At 71.7% G+C, this 16,026-nt stretch carries 8 protein-coding genes; 7 read left to right on the top strand and 1 reads right to left on the bottom strand.

Annotated elements, in window-relative coordinates:
- Positions 1 to 20: 20 nt before the first annotated feature.
- Complete coding sequence (locus AC07Y4_RS13970; protein ID WP_495274715.1) at positions 21 to 869, bottom strand: plasmid replication/partition related protein; 849 nt, start codon at positions 867 to 869, stop codon at positions 21 to 23.
- 175 nt (positions 870 to 1,044) lie between these two features.
- On the opposite strand from AC07Y4_RS13970, the gene AC07Y4_RS13965 reads away from it, so the two are divergent.
- The 7 genes from AC07Y4_RS13965 to AC07Y4_RS13935 all read left to right on the top strand — a co-directional run bounded on the left by AC07Y4_RS13965 (position 1,045) and on the right by AC07Y4_RS13935 (position 16,025).
- Positions 1,045 to 1,578: a sigma-70 family RNA polymerase sigma factor gene (locus AC07Y4_RS13965; RefSeq protein ID WP_139706689.1), complete on the top strand. Its 534-nt coding sequence runs from the start codon at positions 1,045 to 1,047 to the stop codon at positions 1,576 to 1,578.
- Positions 1,579 to 1,617: 39 nt separating this feature from the next.
- On the top strand, positions 1,618 to 1,863 hold the full coding sequence (locus AC07Y4_RS13960; protein WP_495264094.1) for a FecR/PupR family sigma factor regulator: 246 nt from the start codon (positions 1,618 to 1,620) through the stop codon (positions 1,861 to 1,863).
- A gap of 157 nt (positions 1,864 to 2,020) precedes the next feature.
- Positions 2,021 to 2,269 (top strand): MbtH family protein, encoded by a 249-nt coding sequence (locus tag AC07Y4_RS13955; RefSeq protein ID WP_495264093.1) that lies wholly within the window; start codon positions 2,021 to 2,023, stop codon positions 2,267 to 2,269.
- A 5-nt stretch (positions 2,270 to 2,274) separates the two neighbouring features.
- Positions 2,275 to 3,021 carry a thioesterase II family protein gene (locus AC07Y4_RS13950; protein WP_495274714.1) on the top strand — a complete coding sequence of 249 codons (747 nt, stop codon included), beginning with the start codon at positions 2,275 to 2,277 and terminating at the stop codon, positions 3,019 to 3,021.
- Entirely contained in the window at positions 2,999 to 3,700 is a 702-nt protein-coding gene (locus tag AC07Y4_RS13945) for a 4'-phosphopantetheinyl transferase family protein (protein ID WP_495274713.1), read from the top strand. Before AC07Y4_RS13950 ends, AC07Y4_RS13945 begins: the two co-directional genes overlap by 23 nt.
- 5 nt (positions 3,701 to 3,705) lie before the next feature.
- Positions 3,706 to 8,979: an amino acid adenylation domain-containing protein gene (locus AC07Y4_RS13940; protein ID WP_495274716.1), complete on the top strand. Its 5,274-nt coding sequence runs from the start codon at positions 3,706 to 3,708 to the stop codon at positions 8,977 to 8,979.
- Positions 8,979 to 16,025, top strand: a complete 7,047-nt coding sequence (locus tag AC07Y4_RS13935) for an SDR family NAD(P)-dependent oxidoreductase (RefSeq protein WP_495274712.1) — start codon at positions 8,979 to 8,981, stop codon at positions 16,023 to 16,025. Before AC07Y4_RS13940 ends, AC07Y4_RS13935 begins: the two co-directional genes overlap by 1 nt.
- The last annotated feature ends 1 nt before the right edge of the window (position 16,026 follow it).

The following is a 16,026-nucleotide window of genomic DNA, read 5'->3' as shown; positions in this document are numbered from 1 at the left end:
GAAGGGCGCCCGCCGGGGCGTCAGTGCGCCAGTTGCGCCTGCAGCTCGGCCACTTGCCGGCGCAGGTCCGCGTTCTCGGCCGTGAGTTCGGCCACGCGCTGTTGCAGTTGCTGCACGGCGTCGAGCGCCGCCGGTTCGGCGCCTTCTTCGGTGTCGGGCGCGGCCTCGCGCGGCTTGCGCTTGGCCTCGCGCACGCGCTTGGCGGCCTGCTTGAGCTCGTCCTTGCCGGCGTTGGCGGCTGTCACCTGCTCTTCGGCGGGCAGCGAGGCGACGGCCGCGGCCGTGTTGATCGAGATCACGCCCGACTTCACGGCCGCCACCAGTTCGGGCGCAGCCTGCTTCTGGATCTTCTCGATCATCACGACCTGGCTGCTGCTCAGGCGCGCGGCGCGGGCGATGGCTTCGCGGCTGTTCAGCGGCACGGGCGGCGGCAGGGCCTCGTCGGAAGCTGGAGTGGAGGGAGAAGAGGTCGAAGCTGGCGCGTCGTCGACGTCGAAGGGCGGATCGTCCGCCGTGGTCGGGGTGGTGGCAGTGCTGCGGGCGCGACGCTCGTCCACGATGTCCTTCTTGCGCAGCGCCAGCACGCCGCGCAGGTAGTCCGAGATGCTGCGGCGGCCCAGGTGCTGGTCGATCATCCACAGGTGCACGTCCTGCAGCGTCTTGAAGCGCGTGTTCTGCACGGTCTGGAAGGGCAGGCCGTGCTTCTGGCAGATGCCGTAGCGGTTGTGGCCGTCCACCAGCACGTCGCCCCACAGCACCAGCGCGTCGCGGCAGCCTTCGGTGAGGATGCTGCGTTCGAGGGCTTCGTACTCCTCCGGCGTCAAGGGATCGATATAGGCTTTGAGTTCTTCGTTGACGACGATGTTCATGGGTACGGGTGCGATGTAAGGGGCGGAATTTTAGGTGTCTCGGTTTCGGCCGCTCGAACGTCTAGACAGGGAGAGAGACGAGAAGGCGCCATCGGGAAAAACAGGGCCCTTTTGCGTCATTAAATGGTAATAGTTCTTATTTGCATCTTTGCCCTTGAACACTTCAGGAGTACCCATGGATCTGTCGCTTTCCCCGTCCGCGCCCACGCTGGGGGAGGTCTTCATCGCGAACCGTGCCCAGCTCCAGCGCGTCGCGCAAAAGATCGTCCGCACCGCTGACCTCGCAGACGAAGTGCTGCAGGACGCCTACCTGAAGCTCGCCGACGGCGCTTCGGTGCGCGATGTCCGCAAGCCGCTCGGCTATTGCTGCCAGGTGGTGCGCAACGTGGCGGTCGACTACCACCGCCACCATTCCGTGGAGGCCAGCTACCGCACCTACTGCGACGACGTCGAGCTCGTGAGCCCGCCCAGCAGCAACGACGCGCCCGACCGCGTGCTCGGCGGCCGGCAGGCGTTGGTGGCCATCGACCGCGTGCTCGAAGCGCTGCCGGCGCGCACCCGCCTCGCGTTCGAGCTCAACCGCCTCAGTGGCCTGACCCAGCGTGAGATCGCCACGCGCCTGGGCTGCTCCGCCACGCTCGTGAACTTCATGATCAAGGACGCCGACGCGGCACTCGAAAGCTGCCGCTACCTCGTGCAAGCCGCCTGAGTTTTCCGACGCACCGCATCGGCGCTACGATGGCCGCCGATGAGCAGCCCCAACGACACGCAAAGCGACCCCACCTGGCAGACCGCCTGGGCGTGGGTTCGCCGCCAGCACGCCGGCGAGGGCGCGCTCGACGCCGCCGCGAGCGCCGAGCTCGCGCAATGGCTCGCCGCCGATCCCGCCCATCGCCAGACCTACGCCGAGGCGGCCCGCCTCTGGCTGCTCGTCGGCCTGGTGCCGTCCGCGCACGACGTCCCTTCGCCGGACGCCGAAGACGCGGCCCGCTAACCCGCACGCTCTTTTCTCGCAGTTCCAACTGCGGCCCCGCCGCGGCGCAGCCGTGCGCGGCTTTCACGCATGCGGGACTAAACACCCAGCCTCGCGGCGCGTCTTGTATCGCAAGGGCAAACCCTGCCCGTCATTGCACTTACCAAGAGGACCGCCCATGTCTACCAGCTGTTTCGATCGCGAGGACGAGACCTTCATCGTGCTCGTCAACCACGAAGCGCAGTACTCCATCTGGCCGCACTGGAAGGCCGTGCCCGGCGGCTGGCGCGCCGTCGACGGCGTCAAGGGCGACAAGAAGACCGTGCTCGACTACGTCGAAGCCCAGTGGACCGACATGCGTCCGAAGTCGCTGCGCGACTGGATGGCCGCGCAGCAGCCAACCGACAACGCCTCCACCTCCGCCTGACGCACATGCAGGCCTCGCTGCCCCTGCTGTGCCTGCCCTGCGCGGGCGCCAGCGCCACCATGTACCTGCGCTGGCGGCGTGCGCTGCCGCGCTGGATCGAGGTCGTGCCGGTCGAGCTGCCGGGCCGCGGCGGGCGCCTGGGCGAGCGCTTCGTCGACGACTTCGGCCGCATGGTCGCGCAGCTGTGCGCCGAGCATGAAGGCGTGCTGCGCGGTCGCTACGCGCTCTTCGGCCACAGCATGGGCGCGTTGCTGGCCTGGGGCATGGCGCAGCACCAGCGGCAACAGCACCGCCCGCTGCCGGGCGCGCTGATCGTCTCCGGCAGCGCGGCACCGTCGCAGCGCGACCCCGACCGCTTTCTCGACATCACCGACGACGCGGCCCTCATCGCCGACCTGCGCAAGCAGGGTGGCACGCCCGACGAACTCTTCGACAGCCCCGAGCTGCTGCGCATGACGCTCGACACCCTCGGCGCCGACTACCGCCTGTGCCGCAGCTTCGTGCACGCCGACCCTGCGCCGCTGCCCGTGCCGCTGCATGTGCTGGCCGGCCGCCAGGACGACATCGCGCCGTGGCGCATGCAGGCCTGGGCCGCCGAGACCGCGCATGCACGCTTCACGCTCGAGGGGTTCGAGGGCGGCCACTTCTTCATCCGCCAGTACGAGGCCCCCGTGCTGGCCGCGCTGGCGCGGCACCTCGCGCCGGCGGTGATGGCGGCAGGAGGCATCGATGCGGCTCGTGCCCTGGCGTGACCCGTTGCCGCCGGGCATCGCGTTGCACCGCCTGGACCTCGACCTTGCGACGGAGGACGGCGATGCCTGGGCCGATCTCACGCCGGACGAACACGCACGCGCCCACCGTTTCGCCCGCCGCGCCGACCGCGTGCGCTTCGCCCACACCCGCGCCGCCGTGCGCCGCCTGATCGCGCAGCGCCTCGCCTGCCGTCCGGCGGAGGTGCCGCTGCGTGCCGACGCACACGGCAAACCCTACGTCGAAGCAGCGGGCGACAACGCCGCGCCCCTCTTCAACATCTCGCACGCCGGCGACCACGCGCTCATCGCGCTGGCCGATCCGGCGCGCGTGCGCTGCGTCGGCGTCGACATCGAAGCCTGCGCGCGCGACCTCATGGCCGACGCCGATGCGCTGCTCGCCATGGCCTTCACCGCGCGCGAGCAGCGCGAGATCCGCAGCGACGCCGACCTGCCACACGCCTTCTACCGACGCTGGGTCGGCAAGGAAGCTGTGTTGAAAGCCGCTGGCGTCGGCATGGCCGAACACCTGCAAAGCGTCGGCATCCACACCGACGCCCATGGCGCGCTCGCCGTCGACTGCGTCGTGCCCGCGTGGGCCGGCATCGAAGCGATGGCGCTGTCCGCGCCGCCGGGCTATGCCGCCGCGCTGGCCTGGCACACCAAGGAACAACCCCTGTGAACCCGATGCATCCCGTGGACTTCGTGACCCATCTGCGTGGCCTCGCCGCGCAGCGCCCCGACGACATCGCATTGATCGCCATCACCGACCGCGACGGCGCCGCACTCGACACGCCCATCAGCTACCGCGCCCTCGACGCGCGCGTGCGCGGTCTCGCGGCGCACCTGCAGCAGGCCTTCGCGCCCGACGGCCGCGCGCTCATCATGCTGGACAACAGCGACGACTACGTTGTCAGCTTCTTCGCCTGCCTCTACGCGGGCCTCGTCGCCGTGCCGGTGTTCCCGCCCGAGTCCACGCGCAAGCGCCACCTGGGCAAACTCGAAGGCATCGCCGCCGACGCGGGCGCCTGCTGCGTGCTGACCCACGCCGCCATCCGCGACGCGATGGCGGGCGTGGCCGACGCCTTCGCGCAGGCCGCGCTCATCGCCGTGGACGAGATCGACGCCGCCGGCGCCGATGCATGGCGCCCGCACACGCCGGCCGCCACCGACATCGCGTTCCTGCAGTACACCTCCGGCTCCACTTCGGCGCCCAAGGGCGTCATGGTCACGCACGCCAACCTGATGGCGAACATGCGCGCGATCGAAGAGGGCCTCTCGGTCTGCACGAGCGACACCTTCGTCACCTGGCTGCCGTTGAACCACGACATGGGCCTCATCGGCGGCCTGCTGCAGCCGATGCACCGTGGCGCCGTGGTGGCGCTGATGTCGCCGCGCTACTTCCTCGAGCGCCCCGTGCGCTGGCTCGAAGCCGTCTCGCGGCTGCGCGCCTCGGTCAGTGGTGGGCCCGACTTCGCCTACCGCCTGTGCCTGGACCGCGTGTCCGACACGCAGTTGCAAAAGCTCGACCTGTCGTCGTGGCGTCTCGCGTTCTCCGGCGCCGAGCCGGTGCGTGCCGACACGCTGCGGTCGTTCCAGCAACGCTTCGCGCCCGCAGGCTTTCCGGCCGAAGCGGTGTACCCCTGCTACGGCCTGGCCGAATCGACGCTGTTCGTCACCGGTGGACACCGCGGCGCTGGCATGGTCGCGCGCGCCTTCGACAAGGCACGCCTGGCGCAAGGCGCCGTGGTGCGCGACGAGGGCGGCGCCATGCTCGTGGGCTGCGGCCGCAGCGTGACGCACCATGCGGTGCGCATCGTCGATACCGCCACGCTGACCGCCTGCGCCGACGGCGCCGGCGGCGAGATCTGGGCCTCGGGCCCGAGTCTGGGCAGCGGCTACTGGAATAAGCCCGAGGTGTCGAAGAAGACCTTCGTCGAGCACGACGGCACGCGCTGGCTGCGCACCGGCGACCTGGGCTTCGTGCACGACGGCCAGCTCTATGTGGCCGGCCGCATCAAGGACATGATCATCGTGCGCGGCCACAACCTGTACCCGCAGGACATCGAGCGCGAAGTGGAGCGCGAGGTCGAGGCCGTGCGCAAGGGTCGCGTCGCGGCCTTCGCGGTCGAGGGGTCGGAAGGCGAGGGCATCGGCCTTGCGGCCGAGGTGTCGCGCAGCATCCAGAAGCTGGTGCGGCCCGAGGTGCTGGTCGAGGCGCTGAGCGCGGCCGTGAGCGAACAGTGCGGCGAGCCGCTGTCGGTCGTGATGCTGCTCCACCCGGGCGGCATGCCCAAGACCACGAGCGGCAAGCTGCAGCGCGGCGCCTGCCGCCAGGGCTGGATCGACCGCACGGCCGACGCCTATGCGATCTACGCCCACGGTGCGTTCGTGCTGGGCGGCAGCGCCCCTGCAGTCGACACATCCGAAGCCGCACTCAACGACGTCGAGCAGGCCCTCGCCACGATCTGGCACGAGGTGCTGCGCCGCCCCGCCGAACGGCCGCTGGCGCGCGACGCGCACTTCTTCACCCACGGCGGCAACTCGCTCGCCGCCACCCAGGTGGCCGCGCGCATCGGCGAGCGCTGGGACATCGACTTTCCGCTGCGCGCGCTGTTCGAGCAACCGCGCCTGGGCGACCTCGCGCGCGAACTGCGGCGCGTGCGGGCGCTCGGCCAGCGCCGCGCGCACCAGCCGATCCTGGCCTTGCCGGCCGAACGCCGCACGGGGCTGCTCGCGCTGTCGCATGCGCAGGCGCGCCAGTGGTTCCTGTGGCAGCTCGATCCGCAGAACAGCGCCTACCACGTGGGCGTGGCGCTGCGCCTGTCGGGCGTGCTGGATGCCGACGCACTGAAGGCGGCGCTCGAAGACCTGCTCGCGCGCCACGAAAGCCTGCGCACCGTGTTCCGCACCGCGGCCGACGGCACGGTCGGCCAGCAGGTGCTGCCGACGGCGCCGCTGGCCCTGGCTCACATTGACCTGCGCGCGCTGCCGGACGGCGACCGTGAAGGCGCCGCCGCCGCGCAGGCGCGCAAGCTGCAGGCCGAGCCCTTCGACCTCGCAGCCGGCCCTGTGCTGCGCGCCGCCTGGCTCCAGCTCGGCGACGCGCACCACATCCTCGCGATCGTCACGCACCACATCGTGTCTGACGGTGCCTCGCTGCAGGTGTTGCTCGACGAGTTCGGCGTGGCCTATGCGGCGCACGCGAAGGGCGAGACGCCGTCGCTCGCCGTACCGGCGATCCAGTACGCCGACTACGCCGCGTGGCAGCGCGACTGGCTCGCCGCCGGCGAGGCCGAACGCCAGCTGGCCTACTGGCGCACCCAGCTCGGCAGCGACCATCCGGTGCTGGCCCTGCCCACGGACCGTCCCCGCCACGCGGTCGCCAGCTACCGCGCCGCCTCGCAAGCCTTCGACCTCGACGCGGCCCTCGTCGCCCGCCTGCACGCCACTGCACAGGCGCATGGCGCCACGCTGTTCATGGTCTTGCTCGCGGGCTTCCAGGCGCTGCTGCATCGCTACACAGGTCAGCCCGATGTGCGTGTGGGCGTGCCGGTCGCCAACCGCCACCGCCCCGAGACCACGGGCCTCATCGGCTTCTTCGTCAACACGCAGGTGCTGCGCGCCACGCTGAGCGGCCGCACCCCGTTCGCGCAACTGCTCGCGCAGACCCGCGAGGCCGCGCTCGGCGCGCAGGCCCACCAGGACCTGCCGTTCGAACAGCTCGTGGACGCCCTGCAGCCGCAGCGCAGCCTGAGCCACAACCCGCTGTTCCAGGTGATGTTCAACCTGCTGCGCGAAGACACGGCCGTGCTGCGCGGCCTGCCGGGCCTGGCGGTCGACGAGTACCGCATGGAGGACAGCGCCGCGCAGTGCGAACTCGCGCTCGACATCCGCGAGCGCGCCGACGGCCAGGTGCGCGCGGTCTTCACCGCGGCGGCAGAGCTGTTCGATGCGGCGACGGTTGCGCGCATGGCTGCGCACTACCGCGCGCTGCTCGAAGCGTTGACGGCCGACCCGGCCCGTGCCGTCGGCGATGCGCCGTGGCTCGCTGCCGAAGAGCAGGCGCAACTGCACGCCTGGGGCACGGGGCCATCGCCCGCATCCGCCGCGACACACGCGCATCGCCTGTTCGAGGCGAACGTCCGCCGTGCACCGGATGCCATCGCGTTGATCGCCGGCGACACCGAGCTCTCCTACGCCGCCCTCGACCGCCGCGCCAACCGCCTCGCACACCGCCTGCTGCGCCACGGCGTGCAGCCCGACACGCGGGTCGCCGTGGCCATCGATGCCCCGATCGATCGCGTCGCCAGCCTGCTGGCCGTTTTGAAGGCCGGCGGCACCTACCTGCCGATGGACCCGTCGCACCCGCCGCAGCGGCTGTCGCAACTGCTGGCCGACAGCGGCGCAGTGCTGCTGCTGACCGGCAGCCACAGCACCGTGGGCGAGGGTGGCACCGTCGCCCGCCTCGCAGTCGATGACGCCTCGCTCGGCGACGAACCGAACGAAGCGCCGCAAGTCACGCTGCACGACCACCACCTGGCCTACGTGATCCACACCTCGGGCACCACCGGTCGCCCCAAGGGCGTGGCGGTGGCGCACGGCGCGCTGTCGATGCACCTCCAGGCCATGGCCGACACCTGCGGCTTCACGGCGAGTGATCGTTCGCTGCAGTTCGCGCTGCCGCATGTCGATGCGGCCATCGAGCAGTGCCTGCTGCCGCTGACCACCGGCGCCGCACTGGTGCTGCAGCCGCAGTGGTGCTCGCTCGCCAGCGAACTCGACGCCGTGCTCCAACGCCACCGCGTCAGTGTGGTCGACCTGCCGCCGGCCTACGCGCGCCAGCTGCTCCAGGACCAGCCGCCGTTCCACCACGCCGTGCGCCTCGCACTCTTCGGCGGCGAGGCCTGGACCGGCGAAGACCTCGCGCTGGTCCGCCGCGTGCTGCACCCGGCATGCGTCGTGAACGCCTACGGCCCGACCGAGGCCGTGATCACGCCGACCCTGTGGTCCGCCGACGCCGAGGCCATCGTGCAGGGCTACGCCCCCATCGGCCGCCCGGTCGGCCGGCGCACCGCCCACGTGCTCGACGCCGACCTGCAGCCCGTGCCGCAGGGCGTGCCCGGCGAGCTGTACCTCGGCGGCGACGGCCTCGCGCGCGGCTACCTCGGGCGCGCGGCGCTGACGGCCGAGCGCTTCGTCGCCGATCCGTTCGATGCGGCGGGCGGTCGCCTGTACCGCACCGGCGACCTCGTGCGCTGGCGGACCGACGGTCAGCTCGAATACCTCGAGCGCCTAGACCACCAGGTGAAGGTGCGCGGCTTCCGCATCGAACTCGGCGAGGTCGAGGCGCGCTTGCGCGAGCAACCCGGCGTGCGCGAGGCACTGGTGTGCCTGCACGACGGCGCGACCGGTCCGTCGCTCGTCGCCTACGTCGCCCCCGCGGCGGGCGCATCGCTCGACGCGACCACGCTCAAGACCCAGCTGGCGCAGGCGCTGCCCGACTACATGGTGCCGTCTGCATTGATGGTGCTCGACAGCTTCCCGCTCGGCGCCAACGGCAAGGTCGACCGCCGCGCGCTGCCCGCACCGGCGGCCACCGGCGCGCCAGGCTACGAAGCCCCCCGCGGCGACGTCGCGCAGACGCTGGCCACGATCTGGGCCGAGCTGCTCAAGGTCGCGCAGGTCGGCCTGCACGACAACTTCTTCGACCTCGGCGGCAACTCGCTGCTCGTGATCCGCATGCATCGGCTGGTGGAAGACCGCCTGCAGCCGGGCCTGGCGGTGGTCGACCTCTTCAAGTACCCGACCGTCGGCGCGCTCGCCCGTCACATCGAGCAGAAGGAGCGCGGCCCCGCCGCTGCCACCGCCACCGACGACGCCGCGCAGGCGAAACAGCGCGCGCAGCAGCAACGCGCCGCCCTGCTGCAACGCCGCCGACCCACGGAAAGAACCCTCTGATGCACGCGCAAGACGACACTCCGCCTTCTTCTCCCGACACCACGGGCCTCGAGATCGCCATCGTCGGCATGGCCGGCCGCTTTCCCGGAGCGCCCGACGTGGACGCCTTCTGGCGCAACATCCGCGACGGCGTCGAGTCGGTCACCGTCTTCAGCGACGACGAACTGCGCGCGCGCGGCGTGCCCGAGCGCGCACTGGCCGATCCCGACTACGTGAAGGCCGGCGTGCTGTTCGACGGCTTCGACCGCTTCGACGCCGGCTTCTTCGGCTACTCGCCGCGCGAAGCCGAGCACCTCGATCCGCAGCAGCGCATCTTTCTCGAATGCGCCTGGGAGGCGATGGACCATGCGGGCTGGCCGACCGGCCAGAAGGGCGGGGCGCCCGTCGGCGTCTACGCGGGCGACGGCCCCAACCTCTACCTCATGAAGCACCTGCTGCCCGCCGTCGGCATCGACGCGGGCACCGGCATCGCCGACATGCTGGGCCTCATGAGCGGCAACTCCGCCGGCTCGCTGTGCACGCGCGTGGCCTACAAGCTCGACCTGCGCGGCCCGGCCCTGAGCGTGCAGACCGAATGCTCGACCTCGCTGGTGGCCGTGCACTTGGCCTGTCAGGGCCTGCTGAGCCACGACTGCGACATGGCGCTGGCCGGTGGCGTGTGGCTCAACCTGCTGCAGGAGGGCGGCTATCGCTACCAGAACGGCGCCATCCTTTCGCCCGACGGCCACTGCCGCGCCTTCGACGCCAAGGCCGCGGGCACGGTGATCGGCAGCGGCGCGGGCATCGTCGTGCTGCGCCGACTGGCCGATGCGCAGCGCGATGGCGACACCATCCACGCCGTCATCAAGGGCACGGCCGCCAACAACGACGGTGCCGACAAGATCGGCTTCACCGCACCGAGCGTGCAAGGCCAGGCCGGCGCGATCCGCGCGGCGCAGCTGATGGCCGACGTGCCCGCGCACACCATCGGCTATGTCGAGGCGCACGGCACGGGCACCACGCTGGGCGACCCGATCGAGCTGGCCGCGCTCACGCAGGCCTTCCGTTCCGACGGTGGCGATGGCGGGCGCTGCGGCTACTGCGCCATCGGCTCGGTCAAGACCAACATCGGCCACCTCGACGCAGCAGCCGGCGTGGCCGGGCTCATCAAGGCGACGCTGGCACTGCGCCATCGCACGCTGCCGCCGAGCCTGCACTTCGAACAGCCGAACCCGCAGATCGATTTCGCGAACAGCCCGTTCCGCGTGAACACCGAGGCGCTCCCCTGGCCCGAGGGCGACACGCCGCGCCGTGCGGGCGTCAGCTCCTTCGGCATCGGCGGCACCAACGTGCACGTCGTGCTGGAAGAGGCGCTGCCCGTTGCTGCGTCCGAACCAACGACAGGCTGGCAGGTGCTGCCGCTGTCGACCCGCAGCGCGCCCGCAACGCGACAAGCCGCACAGCAACTGGCCGATCACCTGCGCACGCACCCCACACTGCGGCTCACCGACGTCGCCCACACCCTGCAAGCGGGCCGCCGCGTCTTCGAGCACCGCAGCGCCGTGGTGGCCGACCATGCCAAAGGGGCCGTGCAGCTGCTCTCGGCGGGCGAGGGCCTGGCCGTGCGCGCCGCGCCCGCGCAGGCACCCGAGGTGGTCTTCCTCTTCCCCGGCGGCGGCACGCAGCACGCCCAGATGGGCCGCGCGCTCTACGAGGACGACGCGGCCTTCCGCGACGACATCGACCGCTGCTGCGCGCTGCTGGAGCCCGAACTGGGCTTCGACCTGCGCACCGTGCTGTTCCCCGCGCCCGGCGGCGAAGCCGAGGCCGACGCGCGGCTGTTCGACATCGCGCTCGCGCAGCCTTCGCTGTTCGTCGTCGCCTACGCGATGGCGCAGTGGTGGATGCGCCGCGGCGTGCGCCCCGCGGTGATGATGGGCCACAGCCTGGGCGAGTACGTTGCCGCCTGCCTCGCGGGCGTGTTCCGCCTCGAAGATGCACTGCGCGTCGCGGCCCTGCGCGGGCGCCTGCTGCAGTCGATGCCGCCCGGCGCGATGACCGCCGTGCCGCTGTCGCAGGCCGTGCTCGCGCCCTTCCTGGCGCCGGGCTGCGACCTCGCCGCCGCCAACGCCGAGCAGCTGAGCGTGATCTCTGGCCCGCGCGAGGCGGTCGAGGCCGCCGAGGCGCGGCTGCGCGCGGCAGGCCACCTGCCGCGCCGGTTGCATGTGTCGATCGCTTCGCACTCGGCGATGACCGAGCCGCTGCTCGCGCCGCTCGAAGCGCTCATCGCCTCGGTGCCGCGCCGGCCGCCGACCATTCCCTTCGTCTCGAACGTCACGGGACAGCTCATCACGCCCGAAGACGCCATGAGCCCCGCCTACTGGGCGCGCCACCTGCGCGGCACCGTGCAGTACGCCGACGGCGTGGGCACCTTGCTGCAGGTGCCGGGCCGCGTGCTGCTCGAAGTCGGCCCCGGCGAAACGCTGGCGGGCCTGGCGCGCCAGCATCCGCTGGCCGACTCCGCCGCCGGCGTGCTCGCCAGCCAGGCGCACCCACAGCAGCAGGCGCGCAACGCGCAGCAGATCGTGCAGACGCTGGCCCAGCTGTGGGTGGCGGGCGTGGACATCGACTGGGCCGCCTGCCGCGCGGGCGCCGCGCGTCGGCGCGTGCCGCTGCCGGCGTATCCGTTCCAGCGCCGCCGCTACTGGGTCGAAGCGCCCAGCGCTGCGAAGGTGGCGCAACGTCCGGCTGGCGACGCGTTCTACGTGCCCTCGTGGCAGCGCACGGAGCCGCTGGTCGTCGCACCGTCGGCATCGACCGAAGGCTGCCTGCTCGTGCTCGGCGACAACCGCAGCCTCACGGGCCACCTCGTGCGGCAACTGCGTGCGCAGGGCCGCACCGTGGTGCTGGCCGAGCGCGGCACCGCCTTCGCACGCACGGGCCACGGCCACTGGACGCTGCGCCCCGGCGCACGCGACGACCACGCCCGCCTGCAGAGCGAGATCGCGGCCGACTTCGGCGCCATCGCCGGCATCTACCACCTGTGGAGCCTCGACGAAGCGCTGCCCGCGCAACAGCCGCAGGCCGAGCTGCTCGAGCGCAGCTTCTTCAGCCTGCTCGCGCTCGTGCAATCGCTCGAAGCCGGCGACCGCACGCTGCCGCTGGCCGTGGTCGCCAACCAGCTCGAAGACGTCACCGGCACCGAGCCGCTGTGCCCCGAGAAGGCCACGCTGCGCGGCATCGGCAAGGTGATCGGCCAGGAATACCCGCGCGTGCATTGCCGCGTGATCGACGTGGTGCTGCCTGCGCCCGAAAGCGATGCCGAAGGCCGGCTGGTCGCGCAGATCGTGGCCGAGGCCGCGGCGCTGCAGACCGAGCCCGGCGAGCCGCTGGTGGCCTGCCGTGGCGCGCACCGCTGGATCAAGACCTACGAGCCCGCGACACTGACCGCCGCCGCGCAGCCGCGCCTGCGCCGCGAGGGCGTCTACCTTGTCACCGGCGGCCTGGGCGGTGTTGGCCTCGCGCTGGCGAAGCACCTGGCCGTGCACTGGCAGGCGCGGCTGGTGCTGCTGGGCCGCACCGCGCTGCCGGTGCGCACCGAATGGCCCGCGCTGGTGGCGGCCGACAGCACGCCCGCCGATCTGAAGGCGCGGCTGCATCAACTGCTCGAACTCGAAGCGCTCGGCGCACAGGTGCTCACCATGTCGGCCGACGTGTCCGACGCCGACGCGGTGCGTGCCGCCCTCGCACAGGCGAACGATCGCTTCGGCCCGCTGCACGGCGTCGTGCACGCGGCCGGCGATGCGGGCGGCGGCATGATGGCCGGGCGCACGCGCGCGCAGATCGACACCGTGTTTGCGACCAAGGTGCGCGGCACCCGCGTGCTGTTCGATGCGCTGCGGGGCCAGCCGCTGGACTTCGTGCTGCTGTGCTCGTCCATCTCCAGCGTGGCCGGCGGCCTGGGCATGAGCGACTACGCCGCCGCCAACGCCTACCTCGACGCCGTGGCCGTCGCGCACGAACGGCTCGGCGCGTTCCCGGTGTTCTCGGTCAACTGGGACGCCTGGCGCGGCCTGGGCATGGCCGCGCACATGGACGTGCCCGACGACATCGGCATGGACGGCCCCGAGGGCGCGCGCGTCTTCGAGCGCATCGTCAACGGCCCGGCGCGGGCGCAGACCGTGATCTCGACCACCGACCTGGCCACGCGCCTGGGCCCGCTCGACAACGGCATGCTCGACCTGCTCGGCGACGAGGCACCGGCCGCTGCGGCAGGCGCGGCCCATCCCCGGCCCGCGCTGCAGACCCCGTTCGTCGCGCCGCAGGGCGAGGTCGAGACCGCGCTCGCCGCGCTGTGGACCGAGCGCCTGGGCATCGCGCCCATCGGCGTGGACGACAACCTGTTCGAACTCGGCGGCGATTCGCTCGTCGCCATCCAGCTGCTGTCGCGCGTGCGCAAGCGCTATGCGACCGAGCTGCACCCGAGCGAGTTCTTCAAGGCGCCGACCATCGCCGGCCTGGCCGCGCGGCTCGGTGTCGCCTCGACCGCCGCCGCGCCACCGCGCAACGCGATGGAGATCACGCCCGTGGCGCGCGGCGGTGCGCTGCCGCTGTCGCCGATGCAGCGCCGCCTCTGGCTGGTCGACCGCCTCACCGACGCCGCCAACCGCAGCGGCCGCGCGGCCTACAACATGTCGGCCGGCCTCGCGCTGCATGGCGAGCTCGACATCGGCGCGCTGCGCGCCGCCATCGACGCCATCGTGGCGCGCCACGAGGTGCTGCGCACCGTGTTCACCGAAGACGACGAGGGCGAACCCATGGCGGTCGTACGCCCCGGCGCGCCGCTCGACATTCCCGTCATCGCACTCGACGACAGCGCGCGCTACGGCCAGCTGTTCGACGAACTGGTGCGCACACCGCTCGCGCTGGCCGAAGGCCCGCTCATCCAGGCCACCGTCGTGCGCATGGCGGCGCGCGAGCATGTGCTGGTGCTCGTGGTGCACCACATCGTGTTCGACGGCTGGTCGATCGCCGTGTTCGCACGCGAGCTGGCCGCGTTCTACGAGCGCGCGCGGCGCGGCCAGCCGCTGGCACTGGCACCGCTCCCCGTGCAGTACGCCGACTACGCCGCCTGGTACGCGCGCGCGCTGGTCTCTGAAAGCTTCGCGCCGAAGGCCGCGTTCTGGCGCGAGCGGCTGGCGGGCGCGCCGCAGGCCTCGGGCATCAAGCCTGACCACCAGCGCCCGGTCGCGCCCACGCATGCCGGCGACTCGGTGCGGCTCACGCTGTCGCCGGCGCTGTCGCAATCGCTGGCCGCGCTTGCACGGGCGTCGGACACCTCGCTGTTCACGCTGCTGCTGTCGTCGTTCTTCCTGTTCTTCCACCAGGCCTCGGGCGCCGACGACATCGTCATCGGCACCGACGTCGCGGGCCGTGGCCACCCCGACCTCGAAGGGTTGCTCGGCTTCTTCGTCAACGTGGTGCCGCTGCGCTCGCGCCGTGCGAAGGCAGGTACCGACTTCGCGCAATGGCTGGCTGCCACCAAGGCCGACACCCTGGCTGCGATGGACCACCAGGACGTGCCTTTCGACCGCATCGTCGAGCTGTCGGGCGTGCCGCGCGCACGCGACCGCAACCCGCTGGTGCAGGTGCTCTTCGTGCTTCAGAACACGCCCGAGATCCGGTTCGCCATCGAAGGCGCCGAGGTCCAGGTGCTGCCCCAGCAGATGAACGAATCCAAGTTCGACCTGGCGGTGTTCGCCAGCGAACACGACGGCGCGCTCACCGCCGAGTGGGTGTTCGCCACCGACCTCTACCGGCGGGAGACCGTCGAAACCTTCACCGCTTCGTGGCATGCGCTGCTGGAGCGGATCGTCGTCACACCTGGCCAGCCGATCGACGCGCTGGCCCCCATGCCCTCGGAGGAATCCATCGCCATGACAAACGCTCCCAACGTCCGCCCAGCCTCGAAACTGGACAACAAGCTCGGCAAACTCGGAAAGCTCGACGCCCTGGGCGCCGGCCGCGCCCCCGTGCGCGCCGCCGCGCGGCCCGCCGTGCAGACCTCGTTCCTGAAGCCCGGCGCCGAATTTCCCATCGTGCTGCAGGCCACCAGCCCCGAACTCGACACCGTCGCCTGGGCCAAGGGCCAGGCCGACTACATCGAGATGCTGGTCGCGAAGCACGGCGGCATCCTGTTCCGCGACTTCGGCCTGAAGACGCCGCAGGACTTCGAGGCCTTCGCCGAGGCCATCGAGCCCGAGCTGTACGGCAGCTACGGCGACCTGCCGAAGAAGGAGGGCGGCAAGAAGACCTACCGCTCCACGCCGTACCCCGAGCGCCAGATGATCCTGTTCCACAACGAGAGCGCGCACCTGGACCGCTGGCCGCGCAAGCAGTGGTTCTTCTGCGAGCTGCCGTCGCCCGTGGGCGGCGCCACGCCCATCGTCGACTGCCGCGAGATGCTGCGCCGCCTGCCGGCCGACGTGGTGGCCGGCTTCGAGCGCAAGGGGCTGCAGTACGTGCGCACCTTCACGCCCGGCCTGGACGTGAGCTGGCAGGACTTCTACAAGACCGATCGCCGCGAAGACGTCGAGGCGCGCCTGGCCGCCGCCGGCATCGAATGGCGCTGGTTCGACGGCGACACGCTGCAGACGCGCACCCGCTGCCCCGCCGTGATCCGCCATCCGCTCACCGGCGAGCGCGTGTTCTTCAACCAGGTGCAGCTGCACCACGTCGCCTGCCTCGAGCCGCAGGTGCGCGAAGACCTGCTGGCCATGGGCGGCGTCGAGCGCCTGCCGCGCCACGTGACCTACGGCGACGGCTCGCCCATCGCCGACGAAACCATGGCCATCGTCGGTGAGGCCTACGAGGCCTGCGCCGTGCGCTTCGACTGGCGCCAGGGCGACGTGGTGATGCTCGACAACATGCTCGCCGCCCATGCACGGGACCCCTTCGAAGGCCCGCGAAAGATCGTGGTGGCGATGGGCGCGATGTTCGACCGCGCCGCACTTGAAGACGGCGCGCGCGGCGCCGAGTCCCGCCTGGCCGACGAACAGGGCGCCTGAA

The sequence above is a fragment of the Variovorax sp. GW460-12-1-14-LB1 genome, assembly GCF_059423605.1.
The sequence above is the reverse complement of the archived record's forward strand: the minus strand, read 5'-3'. Positions and strand labels throughout refer to the sequence as shown.

What these genes read in the sequence shown, in the direction of transcription:
- AC07Y4_RS13950 (WP_495274714.1), top strand. Translation starts at nt 2,275, where the DNA reads ATGCAGGCCTCGCTGCCCCTGCTGTGCCTGCCCTGCGCGGGCGCCAGC.
- AC07Y4_RS13945 (WP_495274713.1), top strand. Translation starts at nt 2,999, where the DNA reads ATGCGGCTCGTGCCCTGGCGTGACCCGTTGCCGCCGGGCATCGCGTTG.
- AC07Y4_RS13940 (WP_495274716.1), top strand. Translation starts at nt 3,706, where the DNA reads ATGCATCCCGTGGACTTCGTGACCCATCTGCGTGGCCTCGCCGCGCAG.
- AC07Y4_RS13955 (WP_495264093.1), top strand. Translation starts at nt 2,021, where the DNA reads ATGTCTACCAGCTGTTTCGATCGCGAGGACGAGACCTTCATCGTGCTC.
- AC07Y4_RS13965 (WP_139706689.1), top strand. Translation starts at nt 1,045, where the DNA reads ATGGATCTGTCGCTTTCCCCGTCCGCGCCCACGCTGGGGGAGGTCTTC.
- AC07Y4_RS13935 (WP_495274712.1), top strand. Translation starts at nt 8,979, where the DNA reads ATGCACGCGCAAGACGACACTCCGCCTTCTTCTCCCGACACCACGGGC.
- AC07Y4_RS13970 (WP_495274715.1), bottom strand. Translation starts at nt 869, where the DNA reads ATGAACATCGTCGTCAACGAAGAACTCAAAGCCTATATCGATCCCTTG.
- AC07Y4_RS13960 (WP_495264094.1), top strand. Translation starts at nt 1,618, where the DNA reads ATGAGCAGCCCCAACGACACGCAAAGCGACCCCACCTGGCAGACCGCC.